This is a genomic window from Lutibacter profundi (assembly GCF_001543325.1).
Taxonomy (GTDB): domain Bacteria; phylum Bacteroidota; class Bacteroidia; order Flavobacteriales; family Flavobacteriaceae; genus Lutibacter; species Lutibacter profundi.
Window position 1 is genome coordinate 2,923,610 of the sequence record NZ_CP013355.1, and the last position, 17,774, is coordinate 2,941,383.

The following is a 17,774-nucleotide window of genomic DNA, read 5'->3' on the forward strand; positions in this document are numbered from 1 at the left end:
CAAATTTGTTGTAGCTTTTCGGTTGTAATTAAATTGCTTGAATTAAAATTTAAAAACAATAACTGTTTTCGGCTATTATTTTCTCTGCAATTAATTTTCTAAGTGCAATTGGGTTTGGGTTATTTACATATTTAGTAAAGCGTTTTAATCCCATAAGCATCATTCTTTGTTCATCTCCTTCAGCAAAATATAAAATAGCTTCCTTACCAAAACTATTTATTTTTTCAACAGCATTGTACAAATTTAATTTAGCCATTGCAATTTGGCTTTCGGCTTCTTTTTTAGAAGTTAAATTAACAATTTTTTCGGCCTTTAAAATGGCAGATTCAGCCATGTAAATTTCAATCATTATTTCTGCAGCAGCCAAAATTAATTGTTGATGGTTGTCTAAATCAGCGCCATATTTTTGTACTGCTTTTCCCGAAATCATTAGGAAAACCTTTTTTAACTTGGCTATCATATCTTTTTCTTCAGACAATGTTTCAGAAAAATCGGGTGTATCAAAAGAAGGAATTCCAAGTAAACTATTACCAACTTCCATGGCCGGTGTAATTAAATCAATTTTACCTTTCATTGCTTTTTTTAGCAACATGCCAACGGTTAATAAACGATTAATTTCATTTGTACCCTCATAAATTCTGGTAATACGGGCATCTCTCCACGCACTTTCCATTGGTGTATCTTTAGAGAATCCCATTCCTCCAAATATTTGAATACCTTCATCAGATACATATTGGGAAACTTCTGAACCATAAACTTTTATGATTGCACACTCAATAGCATACTCGCTAAAAGCAGTTAATTCAGCATCTTGATGAGTTTTACCGGCAGCTAATAATGAGTCAATCATATTTTGGATGTCTTTTGCTGCTCTGTAAGAGCCTGCATCTAGCGCAAAAGTTTTTGTACTCATTTCAGCATATTTTTTTTGGATAGCACCAAAATTAGAAATGGCTGTTTTAAATTGCTTACGTTCGTTTCCGTATTTAACAGATTCGGTAACAATTCTTCTACTTGCGTCTAAACAGGCTGCTCCTAATTTAATACGACCAACATTTAGAGAGTTTAAAGCAATTTTAAATCCAGCTCCTCTTTCTGACAGCATATTTTCAATAGGGATTAGCGTATCATTAAAAAATACCTGACGAGTTGAGGATGATACAATTCCAAGCTTGTGTTCTTCTTCTCCAAGAGTTACACCATTAGGATTATTTTTATCAAATTCTAATATAAATGCTGTGATATTTTTATCATTTTCAATACGGCCAAATACAATAAAAATTTCAGCAAATCCCGCATTAGAAATCCACATTTTTTGTCCGTTAATTTTGTAGTGTTTTCCATCTTCAGTTAATTCAGCAGTTGTTTTACCTGAATTTGCATCACTACCTGCTTCAGGTTCAGTTAAACAGTAAGCACCAAATTTTTCTCCAGATGTTAAGGCTGGCAAATATTTTTGTTTTTGTTCTTCGGTTCCATACAAGAAAATAGGCATGGTGCCAATTCCGGTATGTGCACCAAAAGCTGTTCCTAAAGATCCTGTAGCTGCTGATATATAGTCAGTTACTAACATTGTAGAAACAAATCCCATTCCTATTCCTCCGTATTCTTCAGGAATTGAAACTCCCAAAAAACCCATTTCACCAGCTTTACGCATTACTTCTTCAGTTAAAGCGTAATCTTTACTTTCAAATCTCTCTTTCAAAGGCCAAACTTCACGATTTATAAAATCTTGAACAGCCTCTTTCATCATTTTTTGTTCTTCATTAAACTCTTCAGAAACAAAAATATCTTCAGATTTAATTTCTTTAATTAGGAATTCTCCTCCTTTAATTGTTGCCATTTTAAGTTATTATTTAATTTTTAGATGTTTTATTTTAAAAATTCATAAACTCCAGCCGCACCTTGTCCAGTTCCAACACACATTGTTACTATACCATACTTGTTTTTTCTTCTGCGCATTTCATTGAAAAGTTGTACAGATAATTTTGCTCCTGTACAGCCAAGAGGATGTCCTAATGCAATAGCTCCTCCATTTACATTTACAATGTCAGGGTTTAAATCTAATCCTCTAATTACTGCTAAAGATTGTGATGCAAAAGCTTCGTTAAGTTCAAATAAGTCAATATCTTTTATGTTCAATCCAGCTTGTTTTAATGCTTTTGGTACGGCATGCATTGGTCCAATACCCATTATACTTGGTTCAACCCCAACAGCAGCATAAGAAACTAATCGGGCAACTGGTTCTAAATTTAATTCTTTAACCATTGCTTCGCTCATTACTAATACAAAAGAGGCACCATCACTCATTTGAGATGAGTTACCTGCAGTAACACTTCCGCCTTGAGCAAAAACTGGGCGTAATTTTGCTAATGCTTCTAAGGAAGTTCCTTTACGAGGGCCTTCATCAGTATCAACTACATAGCTTTTTTCTTTACGTTTGCCGTTTGAATCTAAATAAGTTTGATTAACAGTAATAGGAACAATATCATCTTTAAAAGTTCCTTCTTTAATTGCTTTTAATGCTTTTTGATGTGAATTGAATGAAAAAGCATCTTGATCTTCGCGTGAAACATTGTATTTGTTAGCTACTGCTTCAGCGGTAGTTCCCATTCCCCAATAATAATCTTCATGGCCAGCTTTTACAACGTCATAATTTAATTCAGGTTTGTAACCGCCCATAGGTACTGAACTCATACTTTCTGTTCCTCCTGCAATAATACAATCGGCCATACCTGCTGCTATTTTTGCTGAAGCCATAGCAATAGTTTCAATTCCAGAAGAACAAAAGCGGTTTACAGTAACACCAGGAATATCTACAGAATTTAATCCCATTAATGAAATTAAACGTCCCATATTTAAACCTTGTGAGCCTTCTGGCATTGCACAACCAACCATAACATCATCAATTCTTGAGATTTCTAGTTGCGGTACTTGTTTTAATAAATATTGAATGGTTTCTGCAGCTAAATCATCAGATCTTTTAAATCTGAAAACACCTCTAGGTGCTTTACCTACTGCAGTTCTATATCCTTTTATTATATATGCTGTTTTCATTTTATATTAGATTTTAGGATTGAGTATTGAGTATTGAGATTTTAGTTTCAAGACTTTTTTGAAATGAATAGTTCATCTTTTGAACTTCGGTAATTAAATCTAGAACTGGTTGAACTTTTTCTTTTGAAATTAGACCAAGCTCTATAGTTAAAATTAATTGGGTATGAAGTTCATATGCAGATCCATTTGCGATACTCAAAAAATGTTTAAATTCTTTATTTGAATTCCTTCCAGCACCTTCAGCAATATTTGAAGGTATTGAAACAGAACTCCTTTTAATTTGAGAAATTAATCCATATTTTTCATTAGAAGGAAGAGCAGTAATAAGTTGATAAACTAACATTGTTAATTTTATCGATTTTTTCCAGATTTTTAACTCTTCAATTTTATGCATAACTACTTCTAATTACTAAATACTTTGTTCTCAATACTAATTACGTAAAGGTTTACCTGTTTTTAAAGTATGCTCAATTCGTTGTAGTGTTTTTTTCTCTGTTAATAAAGAAAGAAAAGCTTCACGTTCTAAATCGAGTAAATATTGTTCAGAAACATACGTAGGTTCAGATAAATCTCCACCAGACATTACGTAGGCTATTTTATTACCAATTAATTTATCATGTTCTGAAATATAAAATCCTTTTTCCATAGCATCAGTTCCAACCAAAAACATACCTAATGCTTGTTTACCTAATACTTTAACTTTTTGTGGAGTAGGTTGGGTATAACCATCTTTTACCATTTGTAGCGCGTAACGTTTTGCAGTAGCAATTTGCCTATCTCTGTTAACAACTACAATATCTTTACCTGGTTTCAAAATGTCTAAATCAAATGCTTCATGAGCTGAAGTACTTACTTTGGCCATTGCAATGGCTAAAAAGTGTTCTCTTAACCTGTTTAGTTCAACATCACCATCTTTAAAAGTTTCTGCGGCTCTTAAGGTCATTTCTTTTGTGCCTGCACCACCAGGTAATAACCCTACTCCAAATTCTACCAAACCAATGTATGATTCAGCAGCGGCTACAACTTTATCAGCGTGTAAAGTCATTTCACAACCACCGCCAAGTGTCATTCCGTGAGGGGCAACAATAGTTGGGATACTTGAGTAACGCAACCTCATAACAGTATCTTGGAATGCTTTAATTGCAAATCCAAGTTCATCGTATTCTTGTTCAACAGCAGTCATAAATACCATAGCTAAATTAGCGCCTACTGAAAAATTAGGTGCTTGGTTACCAATAATAACAGCTTCATATTCTTGTTCTGCTAAATCAATTCCCTTATTAATAGCCTGAATTACGCCACTACCAATAGTATTCATTTTTGAACGGAATTCTACATTTAAAATTCCATCACCTAAATGTTGAATTACAGCTTCTGAATTACTCCAAATTGTTTTTGTTTCTCTAATATTATCAAGAATAATAAAACTATCTTGTCCTGGTATTTTTTCTTGTTTTTTAGAAGGGATTGCATAGTAATACTTGGTACCATCTTTTATGGTATAGAAAGATTGATTACCACTTTTAAGCATTTCAGTAATCCAATTGGCTACAGGAATGTTTTCAGCTTGCATTAATTCTATTCCTTTTTCAATTCCAATAGCATCCCAAATTTGGAATGGTCCGTGTCCCCAGCCAAAACCAGCTTTCATAGCGTCATCTAATCGGTATAATTCGTCTGAAATTTCAGGAATTCTATTTTGAACATATCCAAACATAGCAGCGAAATTTTTTCTATAAAATTCACCAGCTTTATCTTTTCCTTTTACCAATATTTTAAATCTATCAATTACATTATCAATAGTTTTAGTCATTTCAAGTGTTGCAAATTTGGCTTTTTTACTAGGTCTGTATTCTAAAGTATCTAGGTCTAACGACAAGATGGATTTTTTACCGTTTTCAACAACTCTTTTGTAAAAACCTTGCTTGGTTTTACTGCCTAACCATTTGTTCTCCATCATTTTATTGATGAAATCTGGCAGTTTGAATAGTTCATGAGCTTCATCATTTGGGCAATTTTCATAAATACCATTTGCAACATGAACTAAGGTGTCTAGGCCAACAACATCAACAGTTCTAAAAGTTGCAGATTTTGGTCTTCCAATAACAGGCCCTGTTAATTTATCAACTTCTTCAACAGTTAAACCTAATTCTTTAACTTGGTGGAATAAACTCATAATTCCAAAAATACCAACTCTATTTCCAATAAAAGCAGGAGTATCTTTAGCTAAAACCGAAGTTTTTCCTAAGAATTTTTCACCGTACATCATTAAAAAGTCAGTTACTTCTTGTTTGCAGTTTGGTCCTGGAACTACTTCAAATAATTTTAAGTATCGAGGAGGATTAAAGAAGTGAGTTACGGCAAAGTGTTGTTGAAAATCTTCACTTCTACCTTCATTCATAAACTGAATAGGAATACCTGAAGTATTTGAAGAAACCAATGTTCCTGGTTTGCGATATTTTTCAATTTTTTCAAAAACCAGTTGTTTAATATCTAAGCGTTCAACAACAACTTCAATAATCCAATCAACATCCTTAATTTTAGAAATATCATCTTCTAAATTGCCTGTAGAAATTCTATCAGCAAATTTTTTATTGTAAATAGGTGAAGGCTTTGATTTTAGTGCGGCTTTCAAACTGTCGTTTACCAATCTGTTACGTACAGCTTTGTCTTCTAGTGTAAGTCCTTTTGCTTTTTCTGAAGCGTTTAGTTCGCGAGGAATAATATCCAAGAGCAAAACTTCTACACCAACATTTGCAAAATGACAGGCAATACCTGATCCCATAATTCCGGAACCAATTACAGCTACTTTTTTTATTGGTCTTTTCATTTTTTAGATTTTATGTTTTTATTTAGTCGAATTTGTATCAAAAACCTTTTTATTCGTTATTAATTTATTAATAGTTTCGGTAACTTCGAAAAAGTGCTTAATTTTTTCGGTTGAAATATTTTTTTTAACAGTTTCATTAAATAGTATTACATGTTCACGAGATATTTTACGTTTTTCAATACCAAAATTTGTTAATTTTATAAGTACACTTCTACCATCTTCAGGGTTTTTTTCTCTATAAATTAATTTTTTATCTTCCATACTTTTAAGTATACGAGATAAGCTGGTAGATTCCATTCCCATTAATGGTCCAAGTGATGTTGATGGAGTTCCATTCTCAATATCTATATTTAATAAAACGAATGCCATAGCCATTGTGCTATTGTGCTTGGCTGCTTGCTCATTGTACATTTTAGCAACAGCTTGCCACGTAGCTCTTAGTATATGATCTATAGTTTGTTCTTTTAACATTTCCCAAATATATGAAAAAAATACTATGCGCGCATAGTAAAATTAAAAAAAATATATCATGTGATGAATTTTACTTGTTTATTATAAAAAAAAGAGATAAGTTTAAATAGAAAATATAAATATTATAAATATGGGAACAAGAGAGCTAATTGGAAAAATAACGAAACAAGAAAACATTTCAACTATTGATGAAAATAAATTGCCAAATACTTTTGTAATTAACGTCCCTGACCCCTATAAATCATATTATTCAAGATTTACGGATATTAATAAACCAGCTTCAATAATATTTGTAACTAAAGAACTTAATTCATTTGAAAATATATTACGTACTACTGGTGAAATAAACGATAAATATAATTTAGATATAATTGGAGCAAAGTGTGAAGTTATTATTGATAGAAGAAAAATTAATGGAATTAGAGTTAGAGGAATAAATAGATTTAGTGAAATACCACAAATTCAACAATACTTTAAAGATGCAGGTTTTGTTTTTGCAAAAAGCGAAAAATTTGAGGATGTTGAAGCAATTATTCGTATTAATAGATTTATGAATATTCAAAAATTAGATGAAGGGATTTATCACTCAACTACCGATGAGAATGGATATTATATTGAAATACCTAAACACATCTCTTGGGATGAATTTAAAAAAATAACTTATGAGATAAAAAATAACATTTCAGACAAAAATTTTGATATTGCAAAAGGTATTTTATATAGGGATGGTGGTATTGTAGAAATTTTGCGTGTGGTTAGACCTAAAATTTCGTTAGAAATGTTAAAAACTATTCAAGAAAAATATCTTAGAAAATTGGAATAACTTTATTAAAAGATTAACCAAATTTTAATAAAATAGCCATATTTTCGTTCCGAAAATAAAAGATATAAAATGAAAAATATTTTAACGGTTGAAAATGTGTATAAAAGTTACGGTAGTTTTACTGCATTAAACAACGTTTCTATTTCTGTGCCTGAAGGAAGTATTTTTGGATTACTGGGGCCTAACGGAGCAGGGAAAACTTCATTAATTAGAATAATAAATCAAATTACATTACCCGATAGTGGCCATATTTTTTTAGATGGAGAAAAGTTGAAGCAAAACCATATCAAAGATATTGGTTACTTACCAGAAGAAAGAGGTTTGTATAAAAGCATGAAGGTAGGTGAACAAGCTTTATACTTAGCGCAATTGAAAGGAATGTCTAAAATTGAAGCAAAAAAGAAGTTACTGTATTGGTTTGATAAATTTGAAATACGAGACTGGTGGAATAAAAAAATACAAGAACTTTCTAAGGGAATGGCACAAAAAGTTCAATTTATTGTAACTGTAATGCATGAACCTAAATTGTTAATTTTTGATGAACCATTTAGTGGTTTTGACCCCATCAATGCAAATTTAATTAAAGATGAGATTCTTAAATTACGTGATGATGGAGCGAGTATTATTTTTTCTACTCATAGAATGGAATCTGTTGAGGAAATGTGCGATTACATTGCCCTAATTAATAAATCTAATAAAATTTTAGACGGGAAATTAAGCGATATTAAGCTTCAATTCAAAGAAAATAAATTTGAAGTAGGTTTATTAAGCTCAAATAAAGACGATTTGTATAGTCAAATTAAATCAAAATTTTCAGTCGAAAATTCAGTGTCAAATTCTTTCAATGCAGATTTAAGAGTTTTAATTAGTTTAAAAGAGAATGAGACATCAACAGATTTAATTCGGTTTTTAAATAGTAAAGCACAAATAACCCACTTTACCGAAATTATACCAAGTGCAAATGATATTTTTCTAAAAGCAGTAGCAACCAATGAATAAACTAAAATTAATAATAAGAAGAGAGTTTTATGCAAAAGTAAAAAACAAGTCTTTTATTGTAATGACAATATTAAGTCCACTTTTAATGGTTGGGCTTTTTGCATTAATAATTTTTTTAAACGACAAAAATAGTGAAGAAGTTCGTACAATTGCTTTTGTTGACGAATCACATGAATTTTCAACTACATTTGCAGATTCAAATACAACCAAATATGTAGATTTAACGGCTTTGGGACTAGAAGAAGCAAAAGTAAAAGCCAATGAATTTTACTATGGGCTTTTGTATATTCCTAAAGGTGATAGTTTAAATGTGCTTTCTAAAGGAATAGCATTTTATTCAAAAGATGCTCCAAGTTTAAATTTATTAAATTCAATTGAAAATAAATTAGAAAAGAAAATACGCAATTTAAAGATAGAACAACTTCATATTGACGTATCTAAAATTAAAGCAACAGAAACAGTAGTTAATATTGCAACGGAAAATTTTATTGGTGAAAAATCATCAAAAATAGGAAGTGTTTTACGTATGGCTGCTGGCGGAGGTTTTGGATACTTAATTTTTATGTTTATTATTATTTACGGAACATCAGTAATGCGAAGTGTAATTGAAGAAAAGACAAGTAGAATTATTGAAATTATAATCTCATCAGTAAAACCATTTGAATTAATGTTAGGGAAAATAATTGGAAATGCCTTGGCAGGCATTTTGCAATTTATTATTTGGATGATAATAGGTGGTGCAATTTTATTTACAGTAACTCTATTTTTTGGATCTGATGCAGTTCAGAGTACGAATGCAATGCCTATAACTCCAGATGTTGTTCAGCAAGTACAAGAAACAACAGGTAATAATTTACAATTGGTACTACAGGAAATAAAGAATTTACCAATATTAACTATGTTTTTTTCATTTATTATTTACTTTTTAGGAGGATATTTAATTTATAGTTCTATTTATGCTGCAATAGGAGCTGCTGTTGATAGTGAAACAGATACACAACAGTTTATGATGCCAGTTTTAATGCCTTTAGTGATTGCTATTTATGTAGGCTTCTCAGTTATTGAAAATCCACACGGACCAATTGCATTAGGCTTTTCATTATTTCCTTTGACTTCTCCAATAGTTATGCTAATGCGTATTCCATTTGGTGTACCTTGGTGGCAAATAGCTATTTCTATGGTATTATTAATAATTACTTTTGTTGCAATTGTTTGGTTTGCAGCAAAAATATATAGAGTTGGTATTTTAATGTATGGAAAAAAACCAACGTACAAAGAACTTTACAAGTGGTTAAAATATTAAAAAGTGGAGGTAATAAACAACATATTAAACTTTACCATAAATTTTAGTGATAAAATTCAAATAACTATTAAAGGAGTTTTACTCTTAATAACTATATTTTTTGCTACAAGTTTTTTTCTAAAAGTTATTAGAAAAATTGTAAGCAGAAGATTAGAGGAGGAAGATAAGGATAAGTTTAAAGCAATATTTTCTTTTCTTAAATATTTTATTTACGTACTCGTTATAATTATAGCATTAGATTCTCTAGGTGTTAAAATAGGCGTTTTACTTACTAGTTCTGCAGCATTGTTGGTAGGTTTGGGGCTAGGGCTTCAAACATTGTTTCAAGATATTATTTCAGGTATATTTATGTTGCTAGATAAAACAATTCACATAAATGATATTATTGAAGTTGATGGGAAAGTTGGCAAAGTTTTTGAAATTAATTTGAGAACAACTAGAGCCATGACAGTTGATGATAAAGTGATAATAATGCCAAACCATATTTTTTTAGCAAGTAGTTTATACAATTGGACTCAAAATGGGCAATTGATAATAGAGTCTGTAGATGTAGGTGTTGCTTACGGATCGGATGTTGAAAAGGTAAAAGAATTGCTTTTAGAAACAGGAATAGAACATCCCAAAGTAATAAATAATAAGAATTTAGATGTACTTTTTATGGATTTTGGAGAAAGTGCCTTGCAGTTTAGATTGCGTTTTTCTACAAAAGACAGTTTTTCACTGTTTAAAATAAAAAGTGACTTGAGATTTTTAATTGATACTAAATTTAGAGAAAATAATATTCAAATTCCATTTCCACAAAGAGATGTACATTTAATACAAAAAAAAGAATAGAATGTCAAAGATATTAATAATTGAAGATGAAGCTGCTATACGCAGGGTATTAAAAAAAATAATTTCTGAAGAGAATGACTCTTATCAAGTTGAAGAGGCTGAAGACGGTTTAATAGGTTTAGAGATGATTACTAAATCTGATTACGACTTAGTATTGTGTGATATTAAAATGCCAAAAATGGATGGTATGGAGGTGCTTGAAAAAGCAAAAAAAATAAAATCAGAAATCCCAATAGTAATGATATCAGGTCACGGAGATTTGGATATTGCTGTAAGTGCAATGCGTTTAGGAGCATTTGATTATATATCGAAACCACCAGATTTAAATCGTTTATTAAATACTGTTCGAAACGCACTGGACAGGAAAGAATTGGTTGTAGAAAATAAAATTCTTAAGAAAAAAGTTAGCAAGAAATATGAAATGGTGGGAGATAGTGGAGCTATTAGCCATATAAAATCTATGATTGAAAAAGTTGCTCCAACAGATGCAAGAGTTTTTATTACAGGACCAAATGGAACAGGTAAAGAGATAGTAGCACATTGGCTACACGAAAAAAGTGAAAGAAGAAAAGGACCAATGATTGAAGTAAATTGTGCGGCAATTCCATCAGAATTAATTGAAAGCGAATTATTTGGACATGTTAAAGGCTCATTTACAGGAGCAAATAAAGATAGAGCTGGTAAATTTGAAGCCGCTAATAGAGGAACTATTTTTTTAGATGAAATAGGAGATATGAGCCTTTCAGCACAAGCTAAAGTTTTAAGAGCTTTACAGGAAAATAAAATTGCAAGAGTTGGTAGCGATAAAGATATAAAAGTTGATGTTAGGGTTATTGCTGCAACAAATAAAGACTTAAAAAAGGAAATTGAAGCAGGTAATTTTAGAGAAGATTTATACCATAGACTTGCTGTAATATTAATTAAAGTCCCAGCCTTAAATGAAAGAAGAGAAGATATTCCTCTTTTAATTAACTTTTTTGCTCAGCAAATTGCTGCAGAGCAAGGTACAGCAATAAAATCTTTTTCAAAAAAAGCTATAGAATTGTTGCAAAACTATGATTGGACAGGGAATATTAGAGAACTTAGAAATGTTGTAGAACGATTAATAATTTTAGGCGAAAAAGAAATTTCAGAAAATGATGTAAAACTATTTGCTAGTAAATAATTTTAAGAATGAACAAATTTAAAGTCTCCAAAACTATAAATCTTACTGAAATATCAACAAAAGAACTTGATGAGAAAGCTGTAAAGAAATTAAAAAAGATTCGTAAAAAAATAAGCAAATTACAAGATACCATGTATGCAGAAGGTAAATATGCGGTATTAATTTGCTTGCAAGGAATGGATACTTCAGGTAAAGATAGTTTAATACGGGAGGTGTTTAAAGATGTAAATGCTCGTGGTGTAGAGGTTCATAGTTTTAAAGTTCCAACGGAGTTGGAATTAAAACACAATTACCTTTGGCGTCATTATATAGCGCTACCAGCAAAAGGGAAAATAGGTGTTTTTAATAGAACACACTATGAAAATGTATTGGTAACTCGTGTACACCCTGAGTATGTTTTTGCAGAAAATATTCCCTCGGTAAAAAGTTTAGACGATTTAAATAACGATTTTTATAATAACAGAATGCAAGAGATTAATAATTTTGAAAAATACATTGCCGATAATGGAACTATTATTTTGAAATTTTTTCTAAACCTTTCAAAAGAAGAGCAAAAGAATAGACTTTTAAGAAGACTTAGACTGAAAGAAAAAAACTGGAAATTCTCACCAGCCGATTTGAAAGAACGTAAATTGTGGGATAACTATCAATATTGTTATCAAGAATTATTAAATAAAACGTCTAATGAAAATGCACCTTGGTTTGTTGTACCTGCTGATGATAAACCAACAGCTAGATTAATTGTTGCAGAAACCATTTTAGAAACATTACAGAAATATAACTTTCAAAAACCTGAATTACCACAAAAATATAAGGTTGAAGTAGAAAATTATAAAAAACAACTGGAGAGTGAATAGTTAAACTCTAAAAAACAACTTAATTAAAAACTTAAAATTTACCTTTCAAGGTTGTATATTTACCATCTAATTATTTAAAAACCCTATGGATTTAAAATTAAAGAAACCTATTGTTTTTTTCGATTTAGAAACAACAGGAATAAACATTGCAAAAGACAGGATTGTTGAAATTTCAATTTTAAAAGTGTTCCCAAATGGGAATAAAGAAAGTAAAACATGGTTGGTTAATCCTGAAATGGAAATACCTAAAGAAGCATCAGACATTCACGGAATTACCAATGAGAAAGTAGTTACAGAACCTACATTTAATGAGTTAGCTTTAGAAATTAGTAAAATGATTGAAGGTTGTGATTTGGCAGGGTTTAATTCGAATAGATTTGATATTCCTCTTTTAGCCGAAGAAATGTTGAGAGCTAAAGTTGATTTTAATATGAATGACAGAGTGGCTATTGATGTTCAAGTTATTTTTCATAAAAAAGAAGAAAGAACTTTAAGTGCTGGATATCAGTTTTATTGTGGTAAAAGTTTAGAAAATGCACATTCTGCTGAAGCAGATACCAATGCAACCTATGAAATTTTAAAAGCACAATTAGATAAATATGATGATTTAGAAAATGATGTAACTTTTTTAAATGAATATTCAACGTTTAAAAAGCGAGCCGATTTTGCAGGGTTTATACTTTTTGATGATGATGGTGAAGAAATTTTTACTTTTGGGAAGTATAAAAATTACAAGGTTAAAGATGTTTTGAAGAAAGATAAAGGGTATTTTTCTTGGATACAAAATGCAGATTTTCCGTTATATACAAAAAAAGTGTTAGTAGAAATTAAAGAAAAAGTATTTCCACAAAAAAAACAAAATACAATTGATGATTTAAAAAATAAATTCAATCAAAAATTATAACAATATGCTAGTGAATTTTGAGAGCCTATCAGACACATCTAGAATTTGGATATACCAATCAAATAGAGAGTTTTCTGAAAATGAAGTTGAAATTATTAAATTAAAAATAGAAGATTTTATTAAAAATTGGAAACGTCATGGTGAAGACTTAAAAGCTTCATACCAAATAAAGTACAATCAATTTATTATTTTGGCCGTTGATGAAGAATTTAATGAAGTTTCAGGTTGTTCAATTGATGCCTCAGTTAATTTAATAAAACAATTAGAAAAGGAGTTTAATTTAGATTTAACAAATAAATTAAACATATCGTTTAAAGTTAATAACAGTATAAATATTGTGAGCTTGTCTGATTTTCAACATTATGCAAAACAAGGAAAAATTAATTTAAACACAATTGTATTTAATAATATGGTTGCTACAAAAGTAGATTTAATTAATAACTGGGAAGTAACAGCTGATAAAAGTTGGCACAAACGTTTTTTTGTATAATATTTTAAGAACTTTCTTTTCCTGAGAATAAATATTCAACTGTTGGGAAATAAATAAGAATCCATAAATTCAAATTGAAAAAGGATATTTCTGCGGTTAAACAATTATAAATTTATGATTAAAAATATACTTTTCATATTTATAGTGTTAAATAGCACCTTTTTACAAGCTCAAAAGTTTGATCCATTAATAGTTAAAGACTCATTAACTCAAAAACAATGGGTAGATTCTTTGTTAAATAATATGACTGTTGATGAAAAAATAGGTCAGTTATTAATGGTTCAGGCATATTCAAATAAAGATAGAAATCACACCATTTTTATTAAAAATTTAATTGAGAAATTTCACATTGGTGGTCTCGTTTTTATGCAAGGAACACCTGAAAAACAAGCTCAATTAAATAATATATATCAATCAATTTCTAAAGTCCCATTACTTATTGGTATTACAGCAGAATGGGGCTTGGAAATGCGTTTAAAAAACACCTATCGATTTCCTTGGAATATGACACTTGGAGCAATAAGAGATGATAAATTAATTGAAGAATTTGGAGCACAAATGGGGAAGCAGTGTAAACGATTGGGAATTCACATTAATTTTGCACCTGTAGTTGATATAAATACAAATCCAGATAATCCAATAATAGGGAATAGGTCTTTTGGAGAAAGTAGAGAAAATGTAACTAAGAAAGCGTTGGCATTTATAAAAGGAATACAAAGTGAAAATGTATTTGCCTGTGCAAAACATTTTCCAGGTCATGGAGATACAAATATAGATTCACATACTGCTTTGCCAGTTTTAGATTTTGGTAAGAATAGATTAGATTCAATAGAGTTATACCCATATAAACAACTTATTGCAAAAGGGTTGTCTACTATTATGGTTGCTCATTTAAGCGTAAAAGCATTAGAGCCTAATGTAGAATTACCTACATCACTCTCATACCAAGTAGTTACTAGTCTATTAAAAGAAAAATTAAATTTTAACGGGTTAATTATAACTGATGCATTAAACATGAAAGGAGCATCAGGTTTTGCAAAACCAGGTGAAATTGAATTACTAGCAATGCTTGCAGGGAACGATATTTTGTTAGTACCAGAGAATGTGCCAGCTGCAATTTTATATATTAAAAATGCATTACAAGAAAAAATAATTTCTGAAGAACGATTAAATTATTCAGTACGGAAAATATTAAAAGCCAAATATTGGGCGGGTTTATCTAATTTTAAATTAGTTGAATTAGATAATTTACAAAAAGATTTAAATTCTATTGAAAATGAATTATTATATAGAAAATTGATTAAAAACTCAATAACGTTATTAAAAAATGATTCTTTAGTAGTGCCAATTCAGAATTTAGATAAGAAGAAAATTGCCTATGTTAAACTTGGTGATGCAGAAAATACTGATTTTATTAAAACGTTGAGAAACTACACAGCTATTGATGTGGTTTCAAGTGAAAATTTAGATGAACTGATAGAGAAATTAGAGCCGTATAATTTAGTAATAGTAGGTTTTCATAAATCTGATCTAGGATTTAGAGATGAGTACCATTTTAAAGATTCAGAATTGGTTTGGTTACAAGAAATTGCAAGAACCAATACTGTTATTTTAGATGTGTTTGCAAATCCATATTGTTTATTGCAACTTAAAACATTTAAAAATATTAATGGGCTTTTGCTTTCATATCAAAATAGTAAATTATCACAAAATATTTCAGCTCAAATGCTTTTTGGAGCAATAGAAATTAAAGGGAAAATACCTGTTTCAATTAAAAAGGTATTTTCGGTAGGACATGGCCTTCAAACAAAGTCATTAAAGCGTTTGGCATATTCTATTCCTGAAGAAGTTGGTTTAAGTAGTCAAAAACTGAAAAGAATAGATTCTTTAGCTAACGTTGTCATTCGTAAAAAAATGACTCCAGGAATGCAAATTCTAGTAGCTAGAAAAGGGAAGGTAGTTTACAATAAAAGTTTTGGTTTTCATACTTATCAACAAAAATTACCTGTTCAAAATAGTGATATTTATGATATTGCTTCTATGACTAAAATTATAGCTTCATTACCTCTTATTATGGAACTTGAAGAAAAAGGAGTTTTAAGTTTAGAGAGTTCTATGGGTAGTTTATTACCTAAATTTAAAAATACGAATAAAGATACTTTAACTGTTAAAGAAGTACTTTCTCATTATGCAAGATTAAAACCTTGGATTCCATTTTATATGTTTACGTTAGATAGCATAACCCATAAACCTTCAAAAGAATTTTATAGAGGAATAAAATCAAGTAAATTCAATATAAAAGTAGCAGACAAGCTATTTTTAAGAAGAGATTATCCTTCAATAATGATGGATAGTATAATTAATTCAGAACAGCGTTTGAGAGAAGGGTATAAGTATAGTGATTTGTCGTTTTATATTTTTAAAGATTTTATAGAAAATTACTATAAAAAAAATTTAAATGAATTGACTCAACAACACTTTTTTAAAGCACTAGGAGCAAATAAAACAACGTATTTACCTTTAGATAAATTTCAGAAAAATAGTATTGTACCAACGGAAAAAGATAATTCCTATCGGAATCAATTGTTACAAGGGTACGTGCATGATATGGGTGCAGCAATGCAGGGAGGCATAGGTGGTCATGCGGGGTTGTTTTCAAATGCCAATGATATTTCTAAAATGATGCAGTTGTATTTACAAAAAGGTTATTATGGAGGGAAACAGTATTTTCAATCTAAAACTATAAACAAATTTAACCATCGTTACTATGCAAATAATGGGGTTAGAAGAGGTGTTGGTTTTGATAAACCTCAATTAAAGGCAAAAGAAAAAGCTACTTGTGGTTGTGTTTCTGATGAAAGTTTTGGACATAGTGGTTTTACGGGTACTTATACTTGGGTTGATCCTAAAACTGAAATTATATATGTTTTTTTATCTAATAGAGTGTTTCCAACAATGAATAATAAGGACTTAGTAAAAAACAATATTAGAATAGAAATACAGCAGTTAATACAAGATGCAATTACAGATTAACAATCATTGTTTTTTTAGAAATAATTCCTAGTACAATGCTAATAATCAAGTAAATTAGTGCATATTTCAAGTTAAAAAAACAATAAACAATATAGGTTTGGATAAGATAAAATATTGGAAAAACTGTTAGTATTAAAGCAAATCTAAATGTATTGGTAAATACTGGGTCTTTAATAGTTGACTTTAAATATTTCCAAATTAATAATGGAAAAATACTATTTACTTTTGCAAGTAAATGAACTGGAGCAAACCAATTAACCTGTATTTTCTTAGCAGTAGGTATTGGTAATTTATCAATGTTTTTTAGTATTTCATTAACTTCATAGGGGTTTGTATAATCTACTTTGAGAGCATTCAATTTAGTTATAATTTTATTGTAATTATCTTTGTCTTCGATGTGAACCGTTATTTTTTTTAAAGCTGAAGACACTTCGTTAATTATATTCAAAAATCTAACATCTGGATTTTCAACGTTAATAAATGTATTTACCAAAATGGGTTTTCCGTAGTAAATTGAAACACTACTTGGGAAATTTAAATGAGAATCGTAATTGATACCTACAGGAACAATTAGTATTTTTAAATTGGGGTATTTTTGAAGTGTACCTAAAATAATACGAGCGAATCCTTTTTTTAAAGGAAAAATTCTTCGTTCTAAATGATGGTTTCCTTCTGCAAAAATTTCAATGGATCCTTCATTTTTTAGAATTTCGAAACATTGTTTAAAAATAAAAATATTTTTTTCAACGGTATTAATTCCATCTCTAATTCTATATACAGGAATCATATTTAAACTCCTAAGTATTTTATCAACTATTTTATTCTTAAAAGCAGAGGCTCTTGTTAAAAAGTGAATGTTTCTTTTGGTAGTTGTAGGTATTAAAATGGCATCAATAAGTGCATTTTGATGATTACCAACAAATAGTACCGCTCCTTTTTTAGGAATATTTTCTTTGCCAGAAATTATTATCTTTTTGTGTAAAAAGAAAAGTCCGATTTTCACATAAA

General features: G+C 29.8%; 15 protein-coding genes. 9 read left to right on the forward strand and 6 right to left on the reverse strand.

Going from position 1 to position 17,774, the window contains the following annotated elements:
- Nucleotides 1-49: 49 nt before the first annotated feature.
- The 5 genes from Lupro_RS12875 to Lupro_RS12895 are packed head-to-tail and all read right to left on the reverse strand — an operon-like array spanning nucleotide 50 to nucleotide 6,358.
- Complete coding sequence (locus Lupro_RS12875) at nucleotides 50-1,843, reverse strand: acyl-CoA dehydrogenase family protein (RefSeq protein WP_068211149.1); 1,794 nt, start codon at nucleotides 1,841-1,843, stop codon at nucleotides 50-52.
- Nucleotides 1,844-1,872: 29 nt separating this feature from the next.
- Nucleotides 1,873-3,057: an acetyl-CoA C-acyltransferase gene (locus tag Lupro_RS12880; protein ID WP_068211152.1), complete on the reverse strand. Its 1,185-nt coding sequence runs from the start codon at nucleotides 3,055-3,057 to the stop codon at nucleotides 1,873-1,875.
- Between the two features lie 13 nt (nucleotides 3,058-3,070).
- Nucleotides 3,071-3,451, reverse strand: coding sequence for a four helix bundle protein (locus tag Lupro_RS12885; protein ID WP_068211155.1), 381 nt, complete (start codon nucleotides 3,449-3,451; stop codon nucleotides 3,071-3,073).
- A gap of 36 nt (nucleotides 3,452-3,487) precedes the next feature.
- Nucleotides 3,488-5,887, reverse strand: a complete 2,400-nt coding sequence (locus Lupro_RS12890) for a 3-hydroxyacyl-CoA dehydrogenase/enoyl-CoA hydratase family protein (protein ID WP_068211158.1) — start codon at nucleotides 5,885-5,887, stop codon at nucleotides 3,488-3,490.
- A gap of 18 nt (nucleotides 5,888-5,905) precedes the next feature.
- Nucleotides 5,906-6,358: a MarR family winged helix-turn-helix transcriptional regulator gene (locus tag Lupro_RS12895; RefSeq protein WP_068211161.1), complete on the reverse strand. Its 453-nt coding sequence runs from the start codon at nucleotides 6,356-6,358 to the stop codon at nucleotides 5,906-5,908.
- 130 nt (nucleotides 6,359-6,488) lie between these two features.
- Between Lupro_RS12895 and Lupro_RS12900 the strand changes: the two genes are divergently transcribed.
- The 9 genes from Lupro_RS12900 to Lupro_RS12940 all read left to right on the forward strand — a co-directional run bounded on the left by Lupro_RS12900 (nucleotide 6,489) and on the right by Lupro_RS12940 (nucleotide 16,766).
- Nucleotides 6,489-7,181: a hypothetical protein gene (locus Lupro_RS12900; protein ID WP_068211164.1), complete on the forward strand. Its 693-nt coding sequence runs from the start codon at nucleotides 6,489-6,491 to the stop codon at nucleotides 7,179-7,181.
- A gap of 69 nt (nucleotides 7,182-7,250) precedes the next feature.
- Nucleotides 7,251-8,180, forward strand: coding sequence for an ABC transporter ATP-binding protein (locus Lupro_RS12905; RefSeq protein WP_068211168.1), 930 nt, complete (start codon nucleotides 7,251-7,253; stop codon nucleotides 8,178-8,180).
- A complete protein-coding gene (locus tag Lupro_RS12910) occupies nucleotides 8,173-9,483 on the forward strand; it encodes an ABC transporter permease (protein ID WP_068211171.1) in 1,311 nt (436 codons plus the stop codon). Before Lupro_RS12905 ends, Lupro_RS12910 begins: the two co-directional genes overlap by 8 nt.
- A 3-nt stretch (nucleotides 9,484-9,486) precedes the next feature.
- Nucleotides 9,487-10,317, forward strand: coding sequence for a mechanosensitive ion channel family protein (locus Lupro_RS12915; RefSeq protein ID WP_068211174.1), 831 nt, complete (start codon nucleotides 9,487-9,489; stop codon nucleotides 10,315-10,317).
- 1 nt (nucleotide 10,318) lies between these two features.
- Complete coding sequence (locus tag Lupro_RS12920) at nucleotides 10,319-11,482, forward strand: sigma-54-dependent transcriptional regulator (protein ID WP_068211177.1); 1,164 nt, start codon at nucleotides 10,319-10,321, stop codon at nucleotides 11,480-11,482.
- 8 nt (nucleotides 11,483-11,490) lie between these two features.
- Nucleotides 11,491-12,339, forward strand: coding sequence for a PPK2 family polyphosphate kinase (locus tag Lupro_RS12925; RefSeq protein ID WP_068211180.1), 849 nt, complete (start codon nucleotides 11,491-11,493; stop codon nucleotides 12,337-12,339).
- Nucleotides 12,340-12,424: 85 nt separating this feature from the next.
- Entirely contained in the window at nucleotides 12,425-13,243 is an 819-nt protein-coding gene (locus tag Lupro_RS12930; RefSeq protein ID WP_068211182.1) for a 3'-5' exonuclease, read from the forward strand.
- Nucleotides 13,244-13,247: 4 nt separating this feature from the next.
- A complete protein-coding gene (locus Lupro_RS12935; protein WP_068211185.1) occupies nucleotides 13,248-13,733 on the forward strand; it encodes an ABC transporter ATPase in 486 nt (161 codons plus the stop codon).
- A gap of 114 nt (nucleotides 13,734-13,847) precedes the next feature.
- Complete coding sequence (locus Lupro_RS12940; RefSeq protein ID WP_068211188.1) at nucleotides 13,848-16,766, forward strand: glycoside hydrolase family 3 N-terminal domain-containing protein; 2,919 nt, start codon at nucleotides 13,848-13,850, stop codon at nucleotides 16,764-16,766.
- Here the strand turns inward: Lupro_RS12940 and Lupro_RS12945 are convergent.
- A complete protein-coding gene (locus tag Lupro_RS12945; protein ID WP_068211190.1) occupies nucleotides 16,756-17,769 on the reverse strand; it encodes a lysophospholipid acyltransferase family protein in 1,014 nt (337 codons plus the stop codon). The two genes, Lupro_RS12940 and Lupro_RS12945, sit on opposite strands and share 11 nt — an antisense overlap.
- Nucleotides 17,770-17,774 lie beyond the last annotated feature (5 nt).

Excerpts from the sequence above, each read along its gene's own strand:
- Lupro_RS12875 (WP_068211149.1), bottom strand. The coding sequence starts at position 1,843 with ATGGCAACAATTAAAGGAGGAGAATTCCTAATTAAAGAAATTAAATCT.
- Lupro_RS12880 (WP_068211152.1), bottom strand. The coding sequence starts at position 3,057 with ATGAAAACAGCATATATAATAAAAGGATATAGAACTGCAGTAGGTAAA.
- Lupro_RS12885 (WP_068211155.1), bottom strand. The coding sequence starts at position 3,451 with ATGCATAAAATTGAAGAGTTAAAAATCTGGAAAAAATCGATAAAATTA.
- Lupro_RS12890 (WP_068211158.1), bottom strand. The coding sequence starts at position 5,887 with ATGAAAAGACCAATAAAAAAAGTAGCTGTAATTGGTTCCGGAATTATG.
- Lupro_RS12895 (WP_068211161.1), bottom strand. The coding sequence starts at position 6,358 with ATGTTAAAAGAACAAACTATAGATCATATACTAAGAGCTACGTGGCAA.
- Lupro_RS12900 (WP_068211164.1), top strand. The coding sequence starts at position 6,489 with ATGGGAACAAGAGAGCTAATTGGAAAAATAACGAAACAAGAAAACATT.
- Lupro_RS12905 (WP_068211168.1), top strand. The coding sequence starts at position 7,251 with ATGAAAAATATTTTAACGGTTGAAAATGTGTATAAAAGTTACGGTAGT.
- Lupro_RS12910 (WP_068211171.1), top strand. The coding sequence starts at position 8,173 with ATGAATAAACTAAAATTAATAATAAGAAGAGAGTTTTATGCAAAAGTA.
- Lupro_RS12920 (WP_068211177.1), top strand. The coding sequence starts at position 10,319 with ATGTCAAAGATATTAATAATTGAAGATGAAGCTGCTATACGCAGGGTA.
- Lupro_RS12925 (WP_068211180.1), top strand. The coding sequence starts at position 11,491 with ATGAACAAATTTAAAGTCTCCAAAACTATAAATCTTACTGAAATATCA.
- Lupro_RS12930 (WP_068211182.1), top strand. The coding sequence starts at position 12,425 with ATGGATTTAAAATTAAAGAAACCTATTGTTTTTTTCGATTTAGAAACA.
- Lupro_RS12935 (WP_068211185.1), top strand. The coding sequence starts at position 13,248 with ATGCTAGTGAATTTTGAGAGCCTATCAGACACATCTAGAATTTGGATA.
- Lupro_RS12940 (WP_068211188.1), top strand. The coding sequence starts at position 13,848 with ATGATTAAAAATATACTTTTCATATTTATAGTGTTAAATAGCACCTTT.